The organism is Kitasatospora sp. NPDC058444 (assembly GCF_042721415.1).
Taxonomy (GTDB): Bacteria; Actinomycetota; Actinomycetes; order Streptomycetales; family Streptomycetaceae; genus Kitasatospora.
In genome coordinates this window covers 14449-37654 of the sequence record NZ_JBHXLL010000064.1, presented here as the reverse complement: position 1 = coordinate 37654, position 23206 = coordinate 14449, and the positions used below count along the sequence as shown (strand labels likewise).

The 23206-nt window shown below is 75.3% G+C and carries 22 protein-coding genes and 2 pseudogenes; 12 read left to right on the top strand and 12 right to left on the bottom strand.

What is annotated here, in order from left to right; genetic code table 11:
- Positions 1-112 precede the first annotated feature (112 nt).
- The 5 genes from pcp to ACFWP2_RS37220 all read right to left on the bottom strand — a co-directional run bounded on the left by pcp (position 113) and on the right by ACFWP2_RS37220 (position 5565).
- Positions 113-796 carry a pyroglutamyl-peptidase I gene (pcp, locus tag ACFWP2_RS37240; protein ID WP_380460105.1) on the bottom strand — a complete coding sequence of 228 codons (684 nt, stop codon included), beginning with the start codon at positions 794-796 and terminating at the stop codon, positions 113-115.
- A gap of 121 nt (positions 797-917) precedes the next feature.
- On the bottom strand, positions 918-2096 hold the full coding sequence (locus ACFWP2_RS37235) for an alpha-hydroxy-acid oxidizing protein (protein ID WP_380460103.1): 1179 nt from the start codon (positions 2094-2096) through the stop codon (positions 918-920).
- A gap of 275 nt (positions 2097-2371) precedes the next feature.
- Positions 2372-3589 carry an MFS transporter gene (locus ACFWP2_RS37230; protein ID WP_380460099.1) on the bottom strand — a complete coding sequence of 406 codons (1218 nt, stop codon included), beginning with the start codon at positions 3587-3589 and terminating at the stop codon, positions 2372-2374.
- 119 nt (positions 3590-3708) lie between these two features.
- Positions 3709-4569, bottom strand: a complete 861-nt coding sequence (locus tag ACFWP2_RS37225; RefSeq protein WP_380460097.1) for a MerR family transcriptional regulator — start codon at positions 4567-4569, stop codon at positions 3709-3711.
- Between the two features lie 81 nt (positions 4570-4650).
- On the bottom strand, positions 4651-5565 hold the full coding sequence (locus ACFWP2_RS37220; RefSeq protein WP_380460095.1) for an alpha/beta fold hydrolase: 915 nt from the start codon (positions 5563-5565) through the stop codon (positions 4651-4653).
- Between the two features lie 65 nt (positions 5566-5630).
- Between ACFWP2_RS37220 and ACFWP2_RS37215 the strand changes: the two genes are divergently transcribed.
- The 4 genes from ACFWP2_RS37215 to ACFWP2_RS37200 all read left to right on the top strand — a co-directional run bounded on the left by ACFWP2_RS37215 (position 5631) and on the right by ACFWP2_RS37200 (position 8488).
- On the top strand, positions 5631-5990 hold the full coding sequence (locus tag ACFWP2_RS37215; RefSeq protein WP_380460093.1) for a hypothetical protein: 360 nt from the start codon (positions 5631-5633) through the stop codon (positions 5988-5990).
- Between the two features lie 93 nt (positions 5991-6083).
- Positions 6084-6530, top strand: coding sequence for a GntR family transcriptional regulator (locus tag ACFWP2_RS37210; RefSeq protein ID WP_380460091.1), 447 nt, complete (start codon positions 6084-6086; stop codon positions 6528-6530).
- 42 nt (positions 6531-6572) lie between these two features.
- On the top strand, positions 6573-7484 hold the full coding sequence (locus tag ACFWP2_RS37205; RefSeq protein WP_380460089.1) for an ABC transporter ATP-binding protein: 912 nt from the start codon (positions 6573-6575) through the stop codon (positions 7482-7484).
- Positions 7481-8488: a hypothetical protein gene (locus tag ACFWP2_RS37200; RefSeq protein WP_380460087.1), complete on the top strand. Its 1008-nt coding sequence runs from the start codon at positions 7481-7483 to the stop codon at positions 8486-8488. Before ACFWP2_RS37205 ends, ACFWP2_RS37200 begins: the two co-directional genes overlap by 4 nt.
- A 140-nt stretch (positions 8489-8628) precedes the next feature.
- Here the strand turns inward: ACFWP2_RS37200 and ACFWP2_RS37195 are convergent, their stop codons facing one another.
- Together ACFWP2_RS37195 and ACFWP2_RS37190 are read right to left on the bottom strand one after the other, a co-directional pair.
- Positions 8629-9285, bottom strand: a complete 657-nt coding sequence (locus tag ACFWP2_RS37195) for a response regulator (RefSeq protein WP_380460085.1) — start codon at positions 9283-9285, stop codon at positions 8629-8631.
- Positions 9273-10535, bottom strand: coding sequence for a sensor histidine kinase (locus ACFWP2_RS37190; RefSeq protein WP_380460083.1), 1263 nt, complete (start codon positions 10533-10535; stop codon positions 9273-9275). The genes ACFWP2_RS37195 and ACFWP2_RS37190 overlap by 13 nt, the downstream gene beginning before the upstream one ends.
- A 307-nt stretch (positions 10536-10842) precedes the next feature.
- Here ACFWP2_RS37190 and ACFWP2_RS37185 point away from each other — a divergent pair, with 307 nt between their 5' ends.
- On the top strand, positions 10843-11868 hold the full coding sequence (locus ACFWP2_RS37185) for a hypothetical protein (RefSeq protein ID WP_380460081.1): 1026 nt from the start codon (positions 10843-10845) through the stop codon (positions 11866-11868).
- A gap of 117 nt (positions 11869-11985) precedes the next feature.
- On the opposite strand, the gene ACFWP2_RS37180 is transcribed toward ACFWP2_RS37185, so the two are convergent.
- The 3 genes from ACFWP2_RS37180 to ACFWP2_RS37170 are packed head-to-tail and all read right to left on the bottom strand — an operon-like array spanning position 11986 to position 14702.
- The gene (locus tag ACFWP2_RS37180) at positions 11986-12738 is read right to left on the bottom strand and encodes an FAD:protein FMN transferase (RefSeq protein WP_380460101.1); all 753 of its coding nucleotides are present in this window, start codon (positions 12736-12738) and stop codon (positions 11986-11988) included.
- A 33-nt stretch (positions 12739-12771) separates the two neighbouring features.
- Positions 12772-13269, bottom strand: coding sequence for an FMN-binding protein (locus ACFWP2_RS37175; RefSeq protein ID WP_380460079.1), 498 nt, complete (start codon positions 13267-13269; stop codon positions 12772-12774).
- 53 nt (positions 13270-13322) lie between these two features.
- Positions 13323-14702, bottom strand: a complete 1380-nt coding sequence (locus tag ACFWP2_RS37170) for a ferric reductase-like transmembrane domain-containing protein (protein ID WP_380460077.1) — start codon at positions 14700-14702, stop codon at positions 13323-13325.
- Between the two features lie 210 nt (positions 14703-14912).
- On the opposite strand from ACFWP2_RS37170, the gene ACFWP2_RS37165 reads away from it, so the two are divergent.
- Together ACFWP2_RS37165 and ACFWP2_RS37160 are read left to right on the top strand one after the other, a co-directional pair.
- Complete coding sequence (locus tag ACFWP2_RS37165) at positions 14913-15656, top strand: response regulator transcription factor (protein ID WP_380460075.1); 744 nt, start codon at positions 14913-14915, stop codon at positions 15654-15656.
- Positions 15657-15748: 92 nt separating this feature from the next.
- Positions 15749-17155, top strand: a complete 1407-nt coding sequence (locus tag ACFWP2_RS37160) for a sensor histidine kinase (protein ID WP_380460073.1) — start codon at positions 15749-15751, stop codon at positions 17153-17155.
- Here the strand turns inward: ACFWP2_RS37160 and ACFWP2_RS37155 are convergent.
- A pseudogene (locus tag ACFWP2_RS37155) lies at positions 17136-17783 on the bottom strand (GlxA family transcriptional regulator); the annotation flags it as partial. The gene ACFWP2_RS37160 and the pseudogene ACFWP2_RS37155 overlap by 20 nt on opposite strands.
- On the opposite strand from ACFWP2_RS37155, the pseudogene ACFWP2_RS37150 reads away from it, so the two are divergent.
- Together ACFWP2_RS37150 and uppS are read left to right on the top strand one after the other, a co-directional pair.
- Positions 17783-17995 (top strand): annotated as a pseudogene (locus ACFWP2_RS37150) (isochorismatase family protein); the annotation flags it as partial. The pseudogenes ACFWP2_RS37155 and ACFWP2_RS37150 sit on opposite strands and share 1 nt — an antisense overlap.
- A gap of 145 nt (positions 17996-18140) precedes the next feature.
- Positions 18141-19898, top strand: a complete 1758-nt coding sequence (uppS, locus tag ACFWP2_RS37145; RefSeq protein WP_380460071.1) for a polyprenyl diphosphate synthase — start codon at positions 18141-18143, stop codon at positions 19896-19898.
- Positions 19899-19937: 39 nt separating this feature from the next.
- Here uppS and ACFWP2_RS37140 read toward each other — a convergent pair whose 3' ends face one another.
- The gene (locus tag ACFWP2_RS37140) at positions 19938-20621 is read right to left on the bottom strand and encodes a hypothetical protein (protein WP_380460069.1); all 684 of its coding nucleotides are present in this window, start codon (positions 20619-20621) and stop codon (positions 19938-19940) included.
- A gap of 426 nt (positions 20622-21047) precedes the next feature.
- On the opposite strand from ACFWP2_RS37140, the gene ACFWP2_RS37135 reads away from it, so the two are divergent.
- From ACFWP2_RS37135 to ACFWP2_RS37125, 3 genes are read left to right on the top strand one after another with little or no spacing between them, the layout of a single operon-like run.
- A complete protein-coding gene (locus tag ACFWP2_RS37135) occupies positions 21048-21827 on the top strand; it encodes a DUF2071 domain-containing protein (protein ID WP_380460067.1) in 780 nt (259 codons plus the stop codon).
- The gene (locus tag ACFWP2_RS37130; protein ID WP_380460065.1) at positions 21824-22660 is read left to right on the top strand and encodes a class I SAM-dependent methyltransferase; all 837 of its coding nucleotides are present in this window, start codon (positions 21824-21826) and stop codon (positions 22658-22660) included. Before ACFWP2_RS37135 ends, ACFWP2_RS37130 begins: the two co-directional genes overlap by 4 nt.
- On the top strand, positions 22657-23079 hold the full coding sequence (locus ACFWP2_RS37125; RefSeq protein WP_380460063.1) for a hypothetical protein: 423 nt from the start codon (positions 22657-22659) through the stop codon (positions 23077-23079). Before ACFWP2_RS37130 ends, ACFWP2_RS37125 begins: the two co-directional genes overlap by 4 nt.
- Positions 23080-23206: the final 127 nt, after the last annotated feature.

Below are 23206 nucleotides of genomic sequence, written 5' to 3'. Positions count from 1 at the left end.
CTGCAGGGGGGACCCTGTGGGAGAGTAGGACGCCGCCGAACAATTCTTCAGAATGAACCCCCATCCGGTTTCCGGATGGGGGTTCTTCGCGTTTTCAGCCGCTTCAGCCGCTTCAGCCGCTTCGGCGGCGCAGCCAGCTCCGTCGGCGCGGTGCCGCCACCGTGCCGACGGGCGGCGGGTGGAGGGTGGCCACGGCGCTGCGGATCAGGATGCGCACGCCTTCGGCCGCCGTCTCCGCCGACATCGAGGCGCTCGCCTCCCGGCCGGGGGCCTGGCTTGGCAGGTACGGCAGGCGCGCGAACCCGCCGCTCAGCTCCGGGCGTTCGGTGGCGATCAGGTGCGCCAGGCCGTAGAACACGTGGTTGCAGAGGTGGGTGCCGGCGGTGTGCGAGACGGTGGCCGGGATGCCGGCCTGCTGGACCGCCTCCACGCAGGCCTTCACCGGCAGGGAGGAGAAGTACGCGGCCGGGCCGCCCGGCACGACCGGCTGGTCGAGGGGCTGGTTGCCCTTCCGGTCGGGTCTCCGGACGGCGTCGTCGAGGTTGATCGCCACCCGCTCGACCGTGAGGTCCGGCCGGTTGCCGCCCTGGCCGGTGGCGATGACCAGTTCCGGCTCGAACCGGTCCACCGCCCGGCGCAGTTCGGAAATCGAGTCGCCGAACGCCCAGGGCAGCGCGGCGAACTCCAGCGTCACCCCGGCCGGCGGTCCGGCGGCGACCAGCCGGCCGGCCTCCAGGGACGAATTCAGGGGATCGCGGCCGAACGGTTCGAAGGCGGTCAGCAGGACGCGGATGATGGCGGACCTCCCAGCGTGCGGGAACGTACGGACCCGATTTGTGCCGTTCGAGCGTAGGGCCGTCCCGAATGTCCCGGCAAGCCCTGTCGGTCTCCGGTGGACACCATGACCTGATTTCCCGTCATGTGCGGCGCACCGCACCGTCCGCGCGGAGGGAGGCGAGGGTGGGGTAGCCGTCGACGGCCATCAGCAGGTCGGCCTCGGCGAGCAGGGAGCGCAGCACGTGGACGATGCCGTCGGTGCCCTCCAGGGCCAGTCCGTAGGCGTACGGGCGGCCGATGCCGACGGCGGTGGCGCCGAGGGCGAGGGCCTTGACGACATCGGTGCCCGAGCGGACGCCGGAGTCGAAGAGGACGGGCAGGCCGTCGGCGGCCGCGACCACGTCGGGCAGCAGGTCGAGGGCGGCCAGGCCGCCGTTGGCCTGGCGGCCGCCGTGGTTGGAGCAGTAGATGCCGTCGACGCCGCCGTCCCTGGCGCGCCGGACGTCCTCGGGGTGGCAGATGCCCTTGAGGAGGATCGGCAGGTCGGTGAGGGAGCGCAGCCAGGGCAGGTCGTCCCAGGTCAGCGGGTTGCCGAAGACGCCGGCCCACTCCAGGACGGCCGCCTGCGGGTCCTCCTCCGGTGCCTTGGCGAGGCGGGCGCGGAACACCGGGTCGGAGGTGTAGTTGGCCAGGCAGTGGCCGCGCAGCTGCGGGAAGTTGGCGGTCGCCAGGTCGCGCGGGCGCCAGCCGGTGACCCAGGTGTCCAGGGTGACGACGATGCCCCGGTAGCCCGCGGCCTCCGCCCGGTGCACCAGGCTCTCGGCCAGTGCCCGGTCGGTGGGGGTGTAGAGCTGGAAGAGGCCGGGGGTGTCGCCGAACTCGGCGGCGACCCGCTCCAGCGGATCGACCGTCAGGGTGGAGGCGACCATCGGCACGCCGGTCCGGGCGGCGGCCCGGGCGGTGGCCAGGTCCCCGTGGCCGTCCTGCGCGCACAGGCCGATCACCCCGATCGGAGCCATGAACAGCGGGGTCGGCAACCGCAGGCCGAACAGCTCCACCGACAGGTCCCGGGTGCTCGCGCCGACCATCATCCGCGGCACCAGGCCCCACCGCCCGAAGGCGGCGACGTTCGCCCGCTGGGTGGCCTCGTCGCCCGCCCCGCCCGCGACGTAGGAGAGTACGGAGGGTGCCAGCGCCGCGCCGGCCCGCGCCTCCAGCTCGGCGAAGGCCATCGGCATCGTCGGCAGCACACCGCCGAGCCCGCGCAGGTAGATCTCGTTCTGGTAGTCGCCGAACCGTCCCTGGAACGCCGGATCCATCCGCGGCCCGCCCTCCCGTGAGCTGTCCTCCCGCGGGCCGTCCTTCCGTGAGCTGTCCTTCCGCTGACTGTCCATCCGTCGGCCGTCCTTCCCGTCCGCACCCGCCCGGGACCGTCCCGGCCGGCGCTGCCACCTGCCCCGCCTCCGCCGTCCGGGCGGGTGGGTCGACGGCACCCCGGCATTCTCACCACGGACGGAGCGGAGGGCCAGGGGTCGGCCGCACGTGTCACGGCGTCGGCGGCGTCACGGCGGCGTCACGGCGGCTTCACGCGGGCTCACGACGGCTCGACCGGGCGGACCCGGTGACCGTACCGCCACACGGCGGCCGCGGCGAGCAGGGCGACCGCCCCGCCGAGCGGCATGACCGTGCCGGGGGAGGTGTGGTCCACCACCAGGCCACCGGTCAGCGCGCCGATCGAGAAGGCGGCCTGGAACGCCGAGGTGAAGACCACACCGGCGCCCTCCGGCGCGTGCGGGGCCGCGGCGAGGAACCAGCTGAGCGAGCAGACCGGGACGACACCGTACGCGAGGCCCCAGACCGTCAGCAGCACAGCGGCGCCCGGGACGCCGGTGCCCAGCAGCGGCAGCAGCAGGGCGGCGCCCGCGAGCAGGACGGCCGCCGCGCCGAACACCGGACGCAGCGCACGCGCTGCCCGGCCGCCGGCCAGGACGTTGCCGAGCAGTCCGGTGGCGCCGTAACCGAGCAGCAGGGCGGTGATCAGGCCGGTGCCGGCGTGGGTGGTGCCGGTGAGGAACGGGGTGACGTAGGTGTAGCTGCCGAAGTGGGCCGGCACGATCAGGAAGGTCACCAGGATGCCGGTCCGGGTGCCCCGCTGGGCCAGCAGCCCGCGCAGCACGTCCAGCCCGGTGGCCGTGGACGGGGGCAGTGGCGGCAGCGACCGCAGGAGGGCGGCCAGGGCGAGCAGGGTCAGTGCGGCCATCGCGAGGAAGGCGGCCCGCCAGCCGGCCAGGGAGCCGAGGAACACCCCCGCCGGTACGCCGAGCACCGAGCCGAGCGGGACGGCGGAGAAGATCAACGTGTTGGCCCGGGCCTGCCGGTGCTCGGGGACGAGGCGCGGGGCGAGCCCGGAACCGATCGACCAGAACGCGCCGATGACCAGACCGAGGGCGATCCGGGCGGTCAGCACCGCCCAGTAGGCCGGCGCGAGCGCGCTGAGCAGGTCCGCCAGGGTCAGGACCAGCAGCAGCGCGCAGAGCATGGTCCGCCGGTCCGCCCGCCTGGTGGCGACCGTCACCACCGGTGCGGCCACCGCGGCGACGATGCCGGGCAGCGTCATCATCAGCCCGGCGGTGCCGTCGGAGATCCGGAAGGTGGCGCCGATCGGCGTCAGCAGGCCGATCGGGAGGATCTCGGTGGTGACGATGGAGAAGACGCCGGTCGTCACGGCGAGGACGGCGAGGGTGCCGCCGTCCCGGGCGGCGCGCGGCTTCGGCGCGGATGGAGCAGGGCGGAGGGTGGTGCCGGTCGGCATGCCGGAGGTCCCGTCGGTGGGTGGTGGGTGGGTGACCCTAAGTCCACCAGGACGACCGGTGACAGGCTGGCGTGAATCGGACCTCAACGCTTCCGTGCCAGGCCGGAGCCGACCGGGCGTCAACTCTCCTTCGGCAGACGTGGCGTGGGCCGGGCGTCAGCGCTTCCGCGGCGGGGCCGCGGCCCGTCGCTCCTCGGTGAGGCGTCGCTGCTCGGTGAGGCGGCGCTGCTTGGAGAGGCGGCGCTCCTCCGCTCCTCGGTGACGCGGCGCTGCTTGGCGCGGTGGACGAGCACGTCGAGGATGCGCTGCCAGGTCGGCGAGGCCTCGGCGATCCGGGAGAAGATCACCGCCTGGTTCCCGGGCCGGCTGCTGTCGCGGCCGTGGGCGGCCTCCCAGGTGTCCAGTTCGTCGATCAGCCGGTCCACGCGCGGATCGTCCGGTTCCCAGTCGAGCGACTGGTCGCAGAGCAGGAACAGCCGGATCGTCTCGGGGTCGTCGAAGGCGGCGTTCTTCTCCTGCACGCCCCGGCGCATCGCCTCCGGGTCCAGGGCCTGGTGCAGGATCCAGGTGTCGCGTTCGAGCAGGACCGAGCGCTCGCTGACCCCGAGCGCGCGCATCCGGTCCAGGATGGCGACCACCTCGGCCGGCAGCGCGAGCCGCTCGCCGCTCGCCAGGTCGGCGATCCGGCGGCGGTGCTCGGCGAGTCGGTCGATCCGGCGGCTCAGTTCGGCGTCGAGCTCGGTGACGGCGGCGGCGAACTCCTCCGGCCGGGCGTGCAGCAGCGCGTCGATCCGGGCCAGCGGCACCCCGGCGTCCGCGAGCGTCCTGATCCGGATGAGGTCCACCGCGGCCTGCGCGTTGTACCTGCGGTAGCCGGAGCCGTCGCGTTCGGGCTCGGGCAGCAGCCCGACCTGGTGGTAGTGGCGGACGGTGCGCACGGTCACGCCCGCGGTCGCGGCGAGTTGACTGATCGTGAGCACCGTCCGGCTCCGTTTCCTTCGAGGATTCGTGGTGGTGGTGGTCGTGGTCGCCGTCGTGATGGTCGTGGTCGGGGTCGAAGTCTAGGCGCGGTCCGCCCGTTCCACGACGTCGCGGATCGCCTGGATCACCGCATCGGCCCGCTCGAAGACGAACTGGCTGTGGCCGGTGTCGGAGAGGATGCGCTGCTCCCCGTTCGAGACCCTGGCCACCATGTCCGCGTACAGCCGCGTCTTGCCGTCGTGCATCGCCTGGAGGAGTTCCTCCGACATCAGCGCCTGTTGGCCGGGGTCGACGCCCAGCGGGGTGAGCGCGATCAGCGGGACGTCGGGGAGGTCCGCCCCGGCCCGCAGTTCGACGGCCAGGTCGGGCATCGAGGCGCGTTCGGCGATGCCGGCGTGGATCCAGCGCTCGCTCACGTGGTACTCGACCACCGCGTCGCGGACGTCGGCCGGGTAGTCCACCAGCAGCTCCTCGCCCATCTGCCGGATGGCCGGGAGCGCCTGGCGCAGCTGTTCCTCGGTGGGCGACAGCCGCTTGGTGGCGGCCAGGCTCACCTCGGCGGGCATGTAGTCGTCCCAGTCGCGGTGGAAGGCGTCCAGCCAGACCAGTCCGGCGACGTCCTGCGGGTACCGCTGGGCGAACCCGTGGGCGTAGGCGCCGCCGAGCGAGTGCGCGACCAGGACGTACGGGCCGGGAACGCCCTCGGCGCGCAGCAGTTCGCGCAGTTCGGTCGCGACCTCGGCGGCGGTGCGCGGCAGTGCGGCGTCGTCGCTGTAGCCGGTGCCGCCGCGGTCGTAGACCACCGCGGTGGTGAACCGGGCGACCCCCTGCTGGACGCCGAAGTAGTCCAGACCGATGGCGCTGGCGCCGGGCAGCAGGACGACGGCGGGCCCGCCGCTGCCCTGCCGGTGCAGGTAGAGGCGGCGGCCGTCGATCTCCTGGAACCCGCCGACCGGGGGCTGGAGCGGGGTGGCGGAAGTGCTCTCGTTCGTCATGCGACAAGCCTCCAACCCTGACGTAGCGTCAAGGTCAAGCGCCGCTGACGTACGGAGCCGCTCGGGTGCTCGACGGCCTGCGGTCGGGAGCTCGTGGGGCAGCCCGAAGGCCCGGTCGGCGTGGCCCGCGCACCCCGCCCCGGCTCACCGCCACCCGGGCGCTGCTCCACCGGATATCCGACGACGCCACCGTGGCCGCCTCCAACCGCCTGGCGGCGCAGCTCACCGGCCGGGCCGAGGTCACCCTGGTGTGCCGGGCGCCGGTGGGCCCCGGAGCGCAGTGGGTGGCCGTCGACCTGCGCGACCCGAGCGTGCGGTCCCCGTGCGCCACCGCCGACACCGCCCGGATGCTGGCCCTCTACCGGGAGCGCGGCTACCGGTCGCTGACCGACCGGGACGGCCTGCTCCTGCTGCACCGCCCCTGAGGCGTCTCCGCTGGTGCCCCCTGGTCCGGCTTGACCCGCGCGCCGTGGTGGGCCACTATTCCACTATTGAACTAGTGAAAGGCCGAAACGCCGGTGATCGAGTACCGCATTGAGCGGCGCAGCGGCGTCTCCACGTACCAGCAGATCGTGCTGCAGACCAAGCAGGCCCTGCGGCTCGGACTGCTCCAGCCCGGAGACAAGCTGCCGACCGCCCGTGAGGTGGTCGAACTGACCGCGATCAACCCCAACACCGTCCTGAAGGCCTACCGCGAACTCGAACGCGAGGGACTGGTCGAACCCCGCCCGGGGCTCGGCACCTTCGTCCGGCGCTCGCTCGCCCGGCCGGAGGCGGCGGCGGACGGGCCGCTGCGCGCGGACCTGGTCGGGTGGGTGGACCGGGCCCGAGGGGCCGGACTGGAGCGCGAGGACATCGCCGCGCTGATGGCCTCCGTCCTGGAGCAGCGCTTTGACACGGGGGTCTCCGGCGCCGACGCCGGGACATCCGACACCGGGGCGTCCCGCTCCGGCACCGGGGCCTGAGACTCCCCGGCAACACCGAACTGAGAACAGTGGGGGGACCGGGTGAACGACCCGACGACCACGGCGCGGGAGGCGGCGCCTGAGGTGGCGCTGGAAGCCACCGGCCTCGGCAGGATGTACCGGAACGGCTGGGCCCTGCGCGGCTGCGACGTCACCGTCCCGGCCGGGCGGATCTGCGGGGTGGTGGGGCCCAACGGCGCGGGCAAGAGCACCCTGCTCGCCCTCGCCGCCGGCCAACTCGCGCCCACCGAAGGACACGTGCGGGTGCTCGGCGCCGACGTCGGCACACCCGGGCTGCGGGCCCGGGTCGCCTACGTGCCGCAGGACAAGCCGCTCTACCCGGGCCTCACCGTCGCCGAGACGCTGCGGATGGGCCGCGAGCTCAACCCGGTGTGGGACGAACGGACGGCACAACAGATCGTCGACCAGGGCGAGTTGAGCCCCAAGGCGCGGATCGGCTCGCTCTCCGGTGGCCAGCGCACCCGGGTCTGCCTCGCCCTCGCCCTCGGCAAGGTCCCCGACCTGCTGCTGCTCGACGAGCCGATGGCCGACCTCGACCCGCTCGCCCGGCACCAGCTGATGGGCACCCTGATGTCCACCGCCGCCGAGCGCGGCACCAGCATCGTGCTGTCCTCGCACATCCTCCCCGATCTGGACGGCGTCATCGACCACCTGCTCCTCGTCCAGCGTGGGAGCATCCGGCTGGCCGGCGACCTGGAGGAGATCCTCGACGGGCACCGGCTGCTCACCGGCCTGGCCGCCCAAAGTTCCTCCCTGGCCGCCGAGTCGGTGGTCGAGCAGCGCGTCAGCGGCCGCCGGGTCGTCGCGCTGGTCCGTACCGGCGAGCCGGTGGACGGCGAGTGGGAGAGCGAACGGCCGAGCCTGGAGGACCTGCTGCTCGGCTACCTCCGCGCACCCGCCGACCCGAACGACCGTCACGAGGTGGCCGCATGAGTACCGACGTCCTGCCCGACCGCACCACCGCCCCCACGGCTCCCACGGCCTCCGGCACCCCCACCCCCGCGCTGCGCGGAATCCTCTGGCTGGTGCTCCGTCAGAACCGCATCCTGCTCTGGACCTTGGGCGCCCTGACGGTCCTGGCGGTGGCCGACCTCCTGTGGGTCCATGTCGCCAGCAGCCAGATCGTGAGCGAACTGCGCCGGGCCGACTGCTACTCCCCCCAGACCTGGGACAGGAGGGAGTGCTGGAAAATGGTCGAGCCGCTCGACCGCCCGAACTTCTGGTACCTCAAGGTCCTCCAGCCCGCCGTCACCGGGCTCCCGCTGCTGATCGGCGTGTTCGTCGGCGCCCCGCTGCTGGCCCAGGAGTACGAACGCGGCACCATCCGCCTGATCCGGGCCCAGTCCGTCAGCCCGGTCCGCTGGCTGGCCGTCCGCCTGGCCGTTCCCGGCCTCGCCGTCCTGGCCGCCGCCGGCGTGCTCGCCGCGCTGATGACCTGGGTGTGGTGGACGGACATCGTGCACGGCCCGACCGCCTTCGACCCGCCGTTCCAGTACATGACCTACCCGGCCCTCGGCGTCGCCCCCGTCGCCTGGTCCCTGTTCGCCCTGGCCCTCGGCGTCCTCGTCGGCCAACTCCTCCGCCGCGCCCTGCCCGCGATGTTCCTCACCGGCGCCCTCGTCGCGGCCACCCACGGCCTGGTCCTCTGGGCCCGCCCCTACTTCTACCCGGCCGTGGACCGGGTCGCCGCCCTGCGCACCACCGAACCCACCAACTCCTGGCTCCTCGGCCGCGGCATCGTCCTCCCGGACGGCACCCGCGTCAGCACCAGCACCTGCGGCTTCAGCTTCAGCACCGACTGCGACGGCGCCACCGCCTCCTGGCTCCGCTACCACCCGGCCGACCACCTCGTCCCCGTCCAACTCGTCGAGGCCGGCATCCTCCTGGCCCTCACCCTGGCCCTCCTCCTCGTCGTCTTCCGCCGCATCCGCGCCTGACTCTCCGCGCCCCGCCCGCGCGGTGGCGCGACAACCACCAAGGCCAGGACCCGGGTCACCGACCCGGGTCCTGGCCTTGGTGACACGGTGCGGATCGGGGCTCCGCGCGGGGAGGGGTGAGGGGCGGCGGGTGGGGGTGGTCACCCGTCGGCGAGTGCGCGGAGGTAGGTGAGGACGGCGCGCACCCGGCGGTGGCCGGTGTCGGGGGTGGGCATGCCGAGCTTGCCGAAGATGTTGCCGATGTGCTTGTTCACCGAACTCTCGGCGAGGACGAGGAGCCGGGCGATGGTCGGGTTGTTGTGGCCCTCGGCCATCAGGGCGAGCACCTCCCGCTCGCGCGCGGTGAGTGCGGCCAGCGGGTCGGGGCCGGTGCGGTGGGCCATCAGCTGGGAGATGACCTCCGGGTCCATCGCGGTGCCGCCCTCGGCGACCCGCCGCAGCGCCTGGAGGAACTCCTCGGCGCGGCCGACCCGGTCCTTGAGCAGGTAGCCGACGCCGGTGGCGCTCTGGGCGAGCAGCTCGGCGGCGTAGGCGCGTTCGACGTACTGGGAGAGGATCAGGACGGGCAGCGCGGGCAGTCGGCGGCGGGCCTCGACGGCGGCGCGCAGGCCCTCGTCGCGGAAGTCCGGCGGCAACCGGACGTCGACCACGGCGACGTCGGGGCGATGGTCGAGCAGGGCGGGCAGCAGGTCGTCGCCGTGTTCGACGGTCGCGCAGACCTCGTGTCCCTCGCTGTGCAGCAGCAGGACCAGGCCCTCGCGGAGCAGGGCGTTGTCCTCGGCGATCAGGATCCGCACGGGATCTCCACTTCCAGGATGGTCGGGCCCCCGGGCGGGCTGGACAGGCGGGTGGTGCCGTCGAACGCGGCCACTCGGCGGCGCAGGCCGGGCAGGCCGCTTCCGGCGCCCTCGACGGCGCCGCCGCGGCCGTCGTCCTCGACCCGGACGGCGATGGCGGCGGCGGTGATCCGCAGCCGGACCAGGGCGCTGCGGGCGCCGCTGTGCCGGGCGACGTTGGCGAGCGCCTCGGAGACCACGTAGTAGGCCGCGGCCTCGGCGGCGGCCGGTGCGCGCGGCGGCGGACCGGGGGAGCGGTCGGGGGAGCGGTTGGCGGGAAGGTCGGGGGAGCGGTTGGCGGAGGCCTCGGGAGGGTCCGGTTCGACCCGGGTGGGTACGGCGCAGCGGGCGGCGAGCGACCGTACGGCCTCGGCGAGGCCGCGGTCGGCGAGCAGCGGCGGGTGGATGCCGCGCACCAGGGCGCGCAGCGACTCCAGGGCCTGCTCGGCGACGAGCTGGGTGGAGTCCACCAACGCGGCGGCCTGCTCGGGCCGTTGGTCCAGTGCGCGGCGGATCATGCCGAGCCGGAGTGAGACGGCCACCAGGTTGGCCTGGGCGCCGTCGTGCAAGTCCCGTTCGATCCGGCGCAGTTCGGCGGCATGGGCGTCCAGTGCCTCGGACCGGGTGGTGGTCAGCTCCTGGACGCGCCGGGCGAGCGACGCGCGGGGCCGGGCGACCAGCAGCCGGCGGGAGGTCCGGGCGTGCAGGTCGGCGATTGGCGGCAGCGAGGCCAGGGCGACCGCCGCGTAGCCGACCCCGCCGACCGCCGCCGCCGCGGCCACCGGCCAGGAGTCGACGGTCAGCAGGATGATCTTCCCGCGCTCGCCCGGCAACATCCGCCACCAGACCGGCGCTGTCAGCCAGTTGACGGCGTGGCTGCACAGGGTGAGGGCGGCGCCGCACAGTGCCGTCCCGGCGGTGGCGTGGGCGAGCAGCCACACCAGGTCCTTGCGGACGGCCGGATCGCGGAGGGACGCCCGGTCGCGGTACGGGGTGCGCGGCCGGTCGCCGCCCAGTCGCCGGCCGACCAACCGACGGTGGAACTCGGCGTAGCGGCGCAGCAGTTGCAGGGCGGTCGGCAGGAGCGGCAGGCCCACGCCGACCAGGCAGAGGGCGAGGACGGCGAGCAGCAGGCCGAGCGCGACCAGCCCGGACAGACCGGTGCCGAGGCAGCGGAGGAGGTAGCCGGCGGCGGCGGGGCAGCGACGCACCGCGGACCGGGCGAACCGGGTGAAGGAGCGCGGGCGCGAGCGATCGGACGCGGCAATCCTGGGCGGCCGCACGACTGTTCAGTGCCTCCGAGCCTCCGAGCCGACTTTCCGATCACCCTAACACCGGCCCGGAGCCGCTCCAGGGTGGCCGGTGCCCGGTGCCTGGTCCGCGGACTCGCGTCGTCGCCCGCAGGACGGCGCGGGCGCGGGGCGGCGTTCGACGACGGGCCCCGGGCGCGGCCCTTGAGCCGCCGCACGGAGCACCTCCACAATGGGGCGGGTCGATCGCGGAAGTGGGGGAACCGGGGTGGAGTGGCTGCTGGGGATCGGTGGGGCCCTGCTGCTCGGGGTGCTGACCAATCTGGTGTACGACTTCGCCAAGTACGGCGGCTCCCGGCTCGGTTCCCGGGTGCCGGTGCCGCGGGTACGGCGGGCGAGCCTGACGGCGGCGGCCCGGGCGCACGACGTGCGGGCGGACGGACTGGCGCCGCTGATCACCTGGTCGGCGACCCGGCCGCTGGCGCCGAGCACGCTGGTGACGGCGCACCGCGGGCGGGTGGAGCGCCCGCACGTGCTGGAAGCGGTCGGGTGGGCCGGGGAGGTGGTGCGTCGGCGGGCGGCCGGTGCGGCGGGCCGCACGGCGTACATCTCGCGGCTGACGGTCGATCACGGCGAGCACGGCGGTGCGCGGGTCTGCGAGGTCGACATCGCGGAGAGCGACTACGCGGAGTGCATGGCCACCACCGGGCTGGGCCGGGAGGACCCGGAGGCGGCCCGGCTGCTGCGCGAGGCGCTGGACCAGGGCCTGACGAGCTTCGTGGCCGTCGCGCCGCCCACGATGGTCAGCGCCTGCGTCGCGGTGCGGGACCGGCTGGGCCGGCTGCTGCTGCTCCGCCGCTCGCTGGCGGTCAACACCTTCCCGGCGCAGTGGACGGTCGGGATCAACGAGACGATGAAGTACCGCGACGAGCCGGGCGCCGCCGAGGACTTCTACGGGCTGGTCCGGCGGGCGCTCGAGGAGGAGCTGGGGCTGCTGCCGGACGACGTCGGGCCGGCCGTGATCACCTGGCTGGGCTGGAGCGAGCCGGCCTCCTGCTACACGCTGGTCGCCACCGTCCGGTCCCGGCTCGACGCGGCCGAGATCGACCGCCGCCGCGAGGCCTGCCACAGCACCTTCGAGCACGACATGGCCGTCTGGGTGCCGTTCACCCGCCGTACGGTCTCCGAGCTGATCGAGGGCGGCACCTGCCCGGACGGCTCGCGGCGCTGGTCGTACCTCGCGCCGCTGGTCGCCTGGGAGGCCTGGCGGGCGGCGCAGCAGGAGCGGGCGTAGGGCGGTCGGCCGACGGGCGGAACGGTCGTCCCCGGGAACGGGCGTTCCACATGCGGAACGGTCGTTCCGGCCCCCGGCATGGCCCCGGTTCCGGCCCCGGCCCGGCCCCGCCCCCGGTCAGCCGACGGCGGTCCGCCAGTCCGCCGGCCCGCTCGCCGGGAGGTGCCCGGGCAGGCCCGGGGTCCAGCGCTTGGAGCCGTCCGGAAGCACGGCCAGGGCCTCGACGCCGGGCCGGCGCGCGGCCCAGGCCAGGGCCCGGACCGGTCCCATGGCGAAGGCGGCGGTGGCCCAGGCGTCGGTGCGGGCGATGCCGGTGCCCGGGGCGCCGACCAGGGTGAGCGAGGCCAGAGCATCGGCCGGGCGGCCGGTGTGCGGGTCGAGGATGTGCGCTCCGCGCTCGGCGGTGCCGGAGGTGGCCACGGCCAGGTCGTGGCCGGCCAGGACGGCGGCCAGCAGACCCGGCTGCCGGGGGTCGGCGATGCCGATCCGCCACGGCCCGCCCGCGCACTGCACGTCCCCACCGCCGCTGACGCAGTGCTGCCGGGAGCCGGCGGAGCGCAGCAGGGCGGCCGCCTGCTCGACCGCCCAGCCCTTGACCCAGCCGCTGGGGTCGAGCCGGCCGCCCGGCCGCTCGCTGAAGTAGCCGTCGGTCTCGGCGGCCACCTCCCGGCAGGCGGCCAGGACGGCGTGGACCTCCGGATCGCAGTCGTCCAGGGCGAGTTCGCCCCGGTCGAGGCGGCTGATCTCGCTGTCCGGCCGGTACGTCGAGAACACCGCGTCGATGCGGTGCAGCCGTTCGGCGATCCGCTTCAGCACGGCCGGGGTCCCGGGGCCGGGGTCGCGCACGGTGACGGAGAAGACGGTGCCCATCACGGGCTCGGCGTGGCGCAGCACGGGGCCGCCTCAGCCCTTGGCCCGGTCGAGGGCGCTCTGCAGGGAGCGGACGTAGCCGTCGCTGGTGTACGTCGCGCCGCTGACCACGTCGATCCGGGCGCTCTGCGCGGCTATCGCCTCCCGGTTGAGGATCGGCAGCGCGGAACCGTTGATCTCGCGGTCGCGCCGTTCGGCGGTGGGGTACCTGACCACGTCGACGGCGGTGATCCTGCTGCCGGCCAGGGTGACCTGGACCTGCACCGGGCCGTAGCGGGTGTCGACGGTGTCCCCGCTGACCTTCCGGACAGCGCCCGAAGCGGAGGCGGAGGCAGAGGACGAGGACGAGGACGCGGAGGGCACCGGCGCGCTCGACGGCTCCGAGACGTCGGACCCGGTGCCCGGGCCGGCGGCGGTGCCCGGCCCGGAGCCGATCACCGGGGCGGGCCCGGAGGCCTCGTGCGGTTTCAGGGACAGCAGCAGCACCACCCCGGCCGCGGTGGCGGCGCTGGTGACGACGGCTCGACGCATGGATTCGACTCTCCTCAGGTGCTCGGCTCAGGTGGTCGGCGAGCCGAACGGGCTCAGAACGAAAAGCTCTCGTGGTGGATGCGCCCCGGCCGGACCCCCGCCGCCCGCAGCGCGCGGACGGCCTCCTCGGTCAGGGCGGCCGGGCCGCACAGGTAGACCTCGTGGTCGGCGAGGTCCGGAACCAGCCGGGCCAGCGCGGCCCCGAGGTCGCCGACCCGCTCGCGCGGGCCGAGCAGCTCGTGCACCGCCGCGCCGCGCCGCCGGGCGACCTCGGCCAGCTCCCTCCGGAACAGCACGTCCTGCGGCCGTCGGGCCCGCTGGACCAGCGTCAGCTCTCCCGGCAGGGTTTCGAACAGGGCGCGCAGCGGGGTGATCCCCACCCCGGCGCCGAGCAGCAGCACCCGGCGCCGCCGCAGCCGCCGCGCGGTGAACGCCCCGTACGGGCCCTCGGCGCGCACCCTGGTTCCCGGGCGCAGGGCGGCCACCGCGGCGCTGTGCCCGCCGAGGTCCTTGACGGTGAAGCGCAGGAAGTGCGGGTCCGGCGGTGCGGACAGCGAGTACGGGTTGGCGGCCCAGCGCAGCCCGGGCGCCTGGAACTGGAGCCGGAAGAACTGGCCGGGCTCGGCGCGCAGTTCGTCCAGCCGCCGCCCGGTCAGGAAGAGCGACACCACGCCGGGGCCCTCCGGCCGCACCTCGGCGACGGTCAGGCCGTGGCGCCGGTCGAGCAGCCACGGCCGCAGCAGCCGGAACCAGCCGAGCAGTGCCGCCGTGCCGAAGTAGAGCGCGTACCAGGCGGCCCGGCCGGGGCCGCCGACCAGGTCGGCGCCGGTGGCCGTCTGGTGGGCGAAGGCCAGCGCCACCGCGAGGTAGGTCGCCAGGTGCAGGTAGTACCAGGTCTCGTACCGGAGGCGGCGGCGCGCGATCCGGGCGGAGACGGCGCCGGTGCCGAGCAGCAGCAGGGTGCCCAGGGTGGCCTTGAGCATCTCGGGGTAGTGGAGGACGATCTCCACGCCCTCGCCGACCGGGCCGCGCCCATCGGTCAGCGCGTAGCCCCAGATGACCGTCAGCACGTGCACCGTGACCAGGGCCACCGTCCAGCGGCCGCCGAAGGCGTGCCAGCGCGCCAGCCGGTCCGCGCCGATCCCGCGTTCCACCGGCGGCAGCCGGGCCATCAGCAGGAGCAGCACCGGCGCGGCGTAGCCGGCCAGCAGCCCGGTGATCCGCCCGGCGCCGGTCAGCCAGCCGGCCGCGCCGACCACGGCCGGGGTGCCCGTCCACCACAGCGTGAGCACGCCGAGCGCGCCCACGGCGATCAGGCCGAGGGCCGCGCGCGGGTCGAGGGCGAACGGCGGACGCGGCGCCGCCCGGTGGCCGGCCCGGACGGGTGGCCGCCGGGGCCCGGGCCGCGGCTTCGGGGCGGCGGCAGTGGTCATCGGATCCTCCTCGGCACCCGGCGGCGGGTGCCGCCGAGGCCGACCACGATCGCACCGCAAGCTCTGAGCCGGCTCTGAGCCGACTCTGGGTCCGGCCCGCCCCGGCACCCGTCCGATCGGGCATCAGGCCAGGTCGGAGCCGGTGTGAAGGCCGGTGAACCGGTGCCGGAGGTCTCAGCGGTTTCTCATCGGAACCGGCCAGGATGAACCATGCGCAGCACCGACCGGAGGAACCCCATGGACGAGACCGCCGACGGCCCGGACTGGCGGGTCCTGGTCGTCGACGACGAACCGGACCTGGTCGAGGTGGTCTGCGGAGCCGTCCGCTACGAGGGCTGGCAGGCCCGCGGGGTGACCACCGGCCTGGCCGCCGTCGACGCCGCCGCGGCCTGGCGGCCGCACGCCGTGGTGCTCGACGTGATGCTGCCCGACCTCGACGGCCTGGAGGTGCTGCGCCGCCTCCACTCCGAGCAGCCCGAGGTACGGGTGCTGTTCCTGACCGCCCGGGACGCCGTCGAGGAACGGATCGCCGGCATCGCCGCCGGCGGTGACGACTACGTGACCAAGCCGTTCAGCCTGGCCGAGGTGGTGGTCCGGCTGCGCGGCCTGCTGCGCCGGGCCGCCCCGCCGACCGCCGTCCGGCAGCCGCCGCCGCACGCGCTGGTGCTCGGTGACCTCGTGCTGGACGACCGGGCCCGCGAGGTCACCCGGGCCGGGGAGACGGTCGAGCTCAGCCCGACCGAGTACGCCCTGCTCGCCCACCTGATGCGCCACCCGCGGCAGGTGCTCAGCAAGGCGCAGATCCTGGAGGCGGTCTGGTCGTACGACTTCGGCGGGCAGGCGCACATCGTCGAGCTGTACATCAGCTACCTGCGCAAGAAGCTGGACGCGGGCCGCAGTCCGATGATCCACACGGTGCGGGGCGCGGGGTACCTGATCAAGGCCGCGACGTGAAGCCCCGCACGGGAAGGTCCCGTCCGCCCTCGGCCCTCCGTCCATCCCTGGCCCCCCGTACCCTGCGCGCCAGACTGATCGCCGGTCTGCTGGTGCTGCTCGTCGCCACCTGCGCCGCCGTCGGCCTCGCCACCACCGCCGCGCTGCGCCACTTCCTGGTCGACCGCCTGGACCAGCAGCTCGCCGAGTCCGGCGGCCGCTACGCCGCGAGCCTGGAACACACCGGCCACGGCGCCGGCCCCGACACCCGGGCCCAGACCCCCGGCACCCTCGGCGTACGGCTGCTGGGCGGGCGGGTCACCGCCGCGGGCGTGGTCGACGGGGACGCCGATGACGCGGACGGGCCCGACGGCGAGGCCGGGCCCGACGGGGAGGACGACCGGGTCGTCTTCACCGCCGAGCAGCAGCACGCGCTGGCCGCCCTGCCCGTCGACGGCCCGGCCCGCGGTCTCGACCTCGGCCGGGTCCTCGGCCGCTACCGGGTCCGCGCGGTGGCCGGGCGGGACGGCGACGTGCTGGTCAGCGGCCTGCCGCTGCGCCCGGCCGAGGACACCGTCGACCGGCTGGAGACCCTGGAGCTCACCGTCTTCGCGATCGCCGCCACCGCGGCGGGCGCGGCCGGGGCGGCCTGGGTCGGCTTCTCGCTGCGCCCGCTGCGGCGGGTGGTGGGCATCGCCGAGCGGGTCGGCGCGCTGCCGCTCGCCAGTGGCGAGGTGCTGCTCGCCGAACGCGTGCCCGACGACGACCCGCGCACCGAGGTCGGCCGGGTCGGCGCCGCGCTCAACCGGATGCTCGGGCACGTCGGCGACGCGCTCGCCCGCCGCCACGCGGTGGAGGAACGGCTGCGCGCCTTCGCCGCCGACGCCAGCCACGAGCTGCGCACCCCGGTCGCGGCGGTCCGCGGCCACGCCGAACTGGCGCTGCGCCACCCCGGGCCGGTCCCGGCGGAGGTCCGGCACTCGCTGGAGCGGATCGACGCCGAGACGCTGCGGATGGGGGCGATCGTCGAGGACCTGCTGCTGCTCGCCCGGCTGGACGCCGGCCGCCCGCTGGCCGAGGAGGAGGTGGACCTGACCCGGATCGCCCTCGACGCGGTGGCCGGCGCCCGCGCCGCCGGGCCCGAGCACCGCTGGCGGCTCGCGCTGCCGGAGGAGCCTGTGCTGGTGTGCGGGGACGAGCACCGGCTGAGCCAGGTGGCGGCCAATCTGCTGGCCAACGCCCGGACCCACACCCTGCCCGGGACCGAGGTCCTCCTGCGGCTCGAACGCGTGGGCGGCCAGGCCGAGTTGAGCGTCACAGACGACGGGCCGGGGATCGCGCCCGAGCTGGTCGACCGGGTCTTCGAGCGCTTCGTCCGGGGCGACCGGGCCCGCTCCCGGGCCACCGGCTCGACCGGGCTCGGCCTGGCCATCGTCCGGGCCGTGGTCCGGGCGCACGGCGGCGCGGTGGCGGTGGAGAGCCGGCCCGGGCGCACCGTGTTCACGGTACGGCTGCCGTGACCGCCGTTGCCGTTGGTGCCGCTGTCGCCGTCGTCGCCGCCGTCGTCCGGAAGCGCTGCCGGTAGTCGGTCGGCGTGATGCCGAGGCGGCGGCGGAAGGCGCGCACCAGGGTGTCGGTGGTGCCGAAGCCGCAGGCGGTGGCGATGCGGTCGAGCGTCGCGTCGGTGGACTCCAGCCGGTGGCGGGCGAGTTCGACCCGGGCCGACTCGACGTAGGCGCTCGGGGTGGTGCCCAGCTCGGTCTTGAAGATCCTGGTCAACTGCCGTTCGCCGACGTGGGCGTGGGCCGCGAGGTCCGGGACGGTGAGCGGCTCCGAGAGGTTGCGCAGGATGTGGTGGCGCAGCTCCTCGATCCGCCGGGTGGTCGACACGGGCTCCAGCGGGACGCTGAACTGGCTCTGGCCGCTGGGGCGTTTGAGGTACATGACGAGCTGGCGGGCGACCCGCAGGGCCAGCTCCTCGCCGAAGTCCTCGGCGACCAGCGCGAGCGACAGGTCCAGGCAGGCGCTGATGCCCGCGCCCGTCCAGACCTCGCCCTCGCGGATGAAGATCGGGTCCGGGTCGACCTCGATCTCCGGGTGCTCCTCGGCGAGTTGGCCGGCCGTGGACCAGTGGGTGGTGGCGCGCCGCCGGGTTCATGACGCACATGTGCGTCGCCTTCACCACGGCCGGAGCCTTCCTGCGCGGCAACCGCCCGACCGTCGTGGCCGCCGCCTGCGCCACCCGCCCGCTGGAGTCGTCCGGCACCGGGCTGACGGCCGACCAGGTCCACCGTGCCGCGCTGGCGACGATCGGCGACCTGTACGGGGTGGTGGTGGAGTCCCCGGCCGACCTCGGCTGAGCCGGGGCCGGACCACGCCCGGACCGGGCCGTAGTCGGACCGGGCCACCGTCGGACCGGGCCGCAGGCGGGCCGGAAACGCCACCGATCCGCCCCCGCCTCGTTGACCAGACCGCGCACGGTATCGGCGGAGGGCGGGAACGGGCATGGCGGGGAGCGGGGCGGCGGTGGGCGGCTCGCCGGAGCTGACGGAGTCGTACCGGGTCTGCGAACAGGAGGTGGCCGACCACCAGGCCTCGCTGCGGGCGATCGGCGACCTGCTGCCGCCCGAGGTGCGGCCGTACTTCCACGCCGTCAACGGCTTCGCCTCCCGGTCCGACCGGATCGCCGACGACGCCGATGCCCGTGACGCCGATGCCCGTGACGCCGATGCCCATGACGTCGACACCCGTGACGTCAACGCCAGCGACACCGACACCCCTGCCGACCCCGCCGAGCGGCAGCGCCGGTTCGCCCGGTGGCGGGCCGAGACCCTGGCCGAGCTGGCGGCCGGGCGCAGCGAGCACCCGCTGCGCCGGGCCTTCGTGGACACCGTGCGCCGCTGGGAGCTGGACCCGGCGCTGGTCGGGGAGTTCCTGGACGCCACCCTCGCCGACGGCGCCCGCCCGCCCGCCTTCGAGAGCCTCGCGGACCAGCGGCGCCACCTGCGCGGCGTCGCGGGGACGATCACCGAGCTGTGGGCCCCGCTGCTGGGGGCGCGGGGCCCACAGGCGGCGGGCGCGCTGTCCGCGCTGGGGGAGGCCTGCCAGCTGGCCGACATCCTGGAGGACCTCCCGCTCGACCTCGCGGCCGGCCGCTGCTACCTGCCGCGGGAGGACCTGCGCCGGCTCGGCCTGACCGTCGCCGACCTCGGCGGGGGCGCCCTCCGCCGCGACCACCGGGCCGCCCGGGCCGCCCCGGGCCTGCCGGCCGCCCTGGACGCGTTGATCGAGAGCCAGCAGGCGCAGCTGCACCGCCTCCTGGAGCAGGCCCTGCCGGTCACCTGGCTCGCCGCCCCCGGCTGCCGCCCGTTCCTGCACACCCTGCTGCTCGGCGCCCAGCTCCAGTACGACGAAGTGACCATGGTGCGCTCGCGCGTCCTGACCGAGGGCCTCACCCCGCTGAGCTCCGACGGTGTCACTCCCCACCGTCGGGCCCGGCGTGAGCCCGTCGAGGGTGTGCCCGCCCACGTCGCCGTGGTCATGGACGGCAACCGCCGCTGGGCCGAGGCCCGCCGGCTGCCCGCGCAGCAGGGCCACCAGGCCGGGCAGCGGGCCGCCCTGCGCCTGGTCAACGCGGCGCTGCGGCTGGGCATCCGCCACCTGAGCCTGTACGCGTTCTCCACCGAGAACTGGGACCGCCCGCCCGAGGAGCTGACCGCGCTGTTCGACTCGCTGGCCGACGGCCTCACCCGCAGCGCGGAGGGCCTGCACGCGCTCGGTGTGCGGATCCGCTGGTGCGGCCGGCGGGACCGGGTGGACGAGTCGCTGGCCTCCTCGATCGCGCTGGTGGAGAGCATGACGTCCAACAACGGCGCGCTGACCCTGACGGTCTGCGTGGACTACGGCGGACGGGAGGAGCTGGCCGCCGCTGCCCGGAGCCTGGCCGCCGAGGCGGTGGCCGGCCGGATCCGGCCGGAGGCGATCGGCCCGGCCGACCTCGCCCGGCACCTGTACCTCCCGGACCTCCCGGACGTCGACCTGCTGATCCGCACCTCGGGGGAGCAGCGGATCAGCAACTTCCTGCCCTGGCAACTCGCCTACGCCGAGCTGCTGTTCGACCCCACGCCGTGGCCCGACTACGACCTGGCCCGGCTGAGCGGGGCCGTCCGGGCCTACGCGGACCGCGAGCGCCGCTTCGGTGGCGGCGTGCCCGCCCAGTCCCGGCAGCCTGAGCAGTCCCGGCAGTCCCGGCAGTCCTGGTAGCCTCAGCAGTCCTGAACGTCCCAGCCGCCCCGGAAGCCCCTACGACCGCAGCTCCGGCGCGGCCGGAGGCGGTGGGGTGTACACCCCCTGGGCCGTGACGTACGCCAGCACCGTGTCCACCGTCACGGGGTGCGCGCCGAAGTTCGCGGTGTACGCGTCCACCGCCTCCTGGGTGGGGCGCAGCGGCACCCCGCTGAGCCGGACCTTGATCGGCTTCCCGGCCGGCACCGGATCGGCGGTCAGCTTCCCCTCGGTGATGCCGCAGCGGAAGGCCGAGCGGTGCCCCATCTCGGCCCCGCTGACCTCGCAGCGGCCGGAGCCCAGGCCGTCGTTGATCGCGCCGGTCAGGTTCACCACCCGGTACACGCCCTGGGAGGTGCGGAGGGCGACCCCGCCGTCCAGTGCCCCGTCACCGTGCGCCTTGGGCGGGTTGGCGAGGGACGGGTCGCCCACGGCCGAGCGGATCGGCAGGTGGACGGCCGGGCCGTGGGCGTCCAGCACCATGCGCGCCGGGGAGACGACGTCCACCATCGCGTGGAAGCGGTCCAGTTGGGTCTGCGCCTCCGGGGTCCAGCGCACCTCGACCCAGCCGTCGGAGAGCGTTCCCAGTTTCCCGGCGCGGTCGGTGCCGCCGTCAACGGCACCGGCCGCCGTCCCGGTGAGCCACCCCAGTAGCGGGGCGCCCAGCGCCGCGCCCAGCAGCGAACGCCGCGTCGTGCTCATCGTCCCGAACCGTCCTTCCCTGGCCGTCCAGCACGGCCCTGGGACGGATCATCCGTCCACTGACCGTCTCCGAGGCCGTTGCGGGGGACGAAACCACTCGCACGGGGGGAGCGGGAAGCGGTGGAGGGTGGTCCGTCCGGGGGCAAGAGCCCCCCGGAGCCGCCGCGCGCCGGGGCCCGGTCCGGACCCGCCTTCGCGCAGCGCGGGCGGGGGCCGTCCACGCCGTGCCCTCCCGGCCGTTCGCGTACCCCTCCCTCGCCCCTTCCCTCGCCCCTTCCGCGTCCCCTCCCACCCCAAGTTGAACGCGTTCAAAGACGTGCGCCATGATGAGGACGCGCGAGAGCGCCCCGCCGCGGCCTGCGGCGAAGGGCGGTCCCGTGCGGCCCCGTCACGCTCCGAAACCCGTACCAGACCCCGGAGTCGACCGTGCGACACCTGTTGCGACGCCACCCCTTCGCGATGCGCACCCACTTCGCGCACTCGCTCGTCCTCACCTACGCCCTGCCGCCCCGGCTGCTCGCCCCGCTGGTGCCGCCCGGCCTCGCCCTCGACACCTACACCGACCCCGACGGCACCGAGCACGGCTTCGTCGCCGCCGCCGTCGTGGACACCCGGGCGCTGCGCCCGGCCGCGCTGCCCGCCCGTCTGGGCCGGGACTTCATCCTGACCGGCTACCGGGTCTTCACCCGCTTCCCGACCCCCGGCGGACGCACCATGCGCGGCCTGCGCATCCTGCGCTCGGACACCGACAGCCGGATGATGGCGCTCGGCGGCAACGCCTTCTCCCGCTACCACTACCGGCACGCCCGGATCGGCACCCGGGTGGTCGGCGACACCCTGGAGTTCAAGGTGGTCAGCGGCGACGGCCGGGCCGACCTGCACGTGCGCGCCGACCTCGGCAGCGCCCCCGCCGCCCTCCCGCCGGGCAGCCCGTTCGCGGACGCCCGGGCCGCGCGGCGCTTCGCCGGCCCGCTGCCCTACACCTTCGAGTACGAGCCGCAGACCCGCTCGATGATCGTGGTCAAGGCCACCCGGGCCCACTGGGACCCCGCGCCGGTGGCCGTCGAGGTGCCCCGGCTCACCTTCTTCGACCACGGCCCGCTGGCCGGCAGCCGGCCCCTGCTCGCCAACGCCTTCCACGTCGCCGGCCTCGACTACGGCTGGCACGCCGGAGAGCGCCGCACCCTCACCGGAGCCGCCCGATGACCGCCCCCGCCGAGCCCCGCCCCTCCGGCGCGCGCCCGCCCGTCCGCTGCTCGACCGTCCTCTGCCCGTCCACGGCCCGGACCGACGGCCCCCGCCCGTCCGGCGTGCGCGAGGTCGTCCGCTACAACTGGCCGATGTACGCGGCCGGAGCGCTCACCGCCGCCGTCGGCGGGGCGCTGGCCGGCCGGCTGCCCGGTCCCGCCGCCGCGCTCGCCCGGGCGGCCGCCGCCACCGCCGCCGGGTACCTCGCCGTCAGCACCCTCGCCACCTGGTGCGTCTACGACCGCTCCGAACTCCACCGCTACGACTGGCTGCCCGCCCTGCTGCCCGACGGCCCCGGCGACCACCTGGTGATCAGCACCGGCCTGGACGAGGCCGGCGGCCCGCTCGCGGCCCGTCACCCCGGTGCCCGCGGCCGCCTCGCCGACCTGTACGACCCGGCGCTGACCGCCGGCGGGTCGATCCGCCGGGCCCGCCGCCACGCCCCGCCCGCCCCCGGCGGTATCCCGGCCCGCCCGGGCGCCCTGCCCGCCGGGACCGGCACCCTGGACACCGTGTTCGCCGTCTTCGCCGCCCACGAGCTGCGCCGGCCCGCCGACCGCACCGCCCTGTTCGCCGAGGCCGCCCGCAGCCTGCGCCCCGGCGGCACCCTGCTGCTGGTCGAGCACCTGCGGGACGCCGCCAACACCGCCGTCTACGGCCCCGGCGCCTGGCACTTCCTGCCCCGCGGCACCTGGCTCCGGCACGCCGCCGAGGCGGGCCTGCACCCGGCCGCCGAGCGCCGGATCGCCGGCCTGGTCACCGCCTTCGCCTTCCGGAAGCCCGCGCCATGACCGGACTGATCACCCTGGAAGGCCAGTTGCACCTGGTCGGCGCCGCCCTCGTGGCCCTCGGCCTGGGCCACGCGGTGCTGCCCCGCGTCATCGGCTGGCCCGCCGACCTGTCCGGCACCACCCTGCTGACCCGCCAGGTCTCCTACGCCCACCTCTTCTTCGTCGGCCTCGCCTGCGCCCTGCTCGGCCTGCTCCCGCTCTGCCTGGCCCCCGACCTGCTGGCCGGCGGCCGGCTCGGCACCGTCCTGCTGGCGGGCCAGACCCTCTTCTGGGGCCTGCGCTGGCTCTTCGAGTTCGCCTACTTCTCGCCCCGGCTGTGGCGCGGCGACCGCCTGCGCACCGTCGGGCACATCGGCCTCTCCGTGCTGTGGACCTGGGTGACGGCGGTCTTCGCCGGAGCGCTCTGGCACACGGTCTAGGTGCAGCCGCGACCCCAGGAGCCCCACCGACCCGGGCCGCGGCTTCAGGGCCTCCGGCTCGGACGGCGACAACCGGCCCGCCACGCTGGTCGTCGGTTCGAGTCCCCCTGCGTCCAGCCCGCCGGGG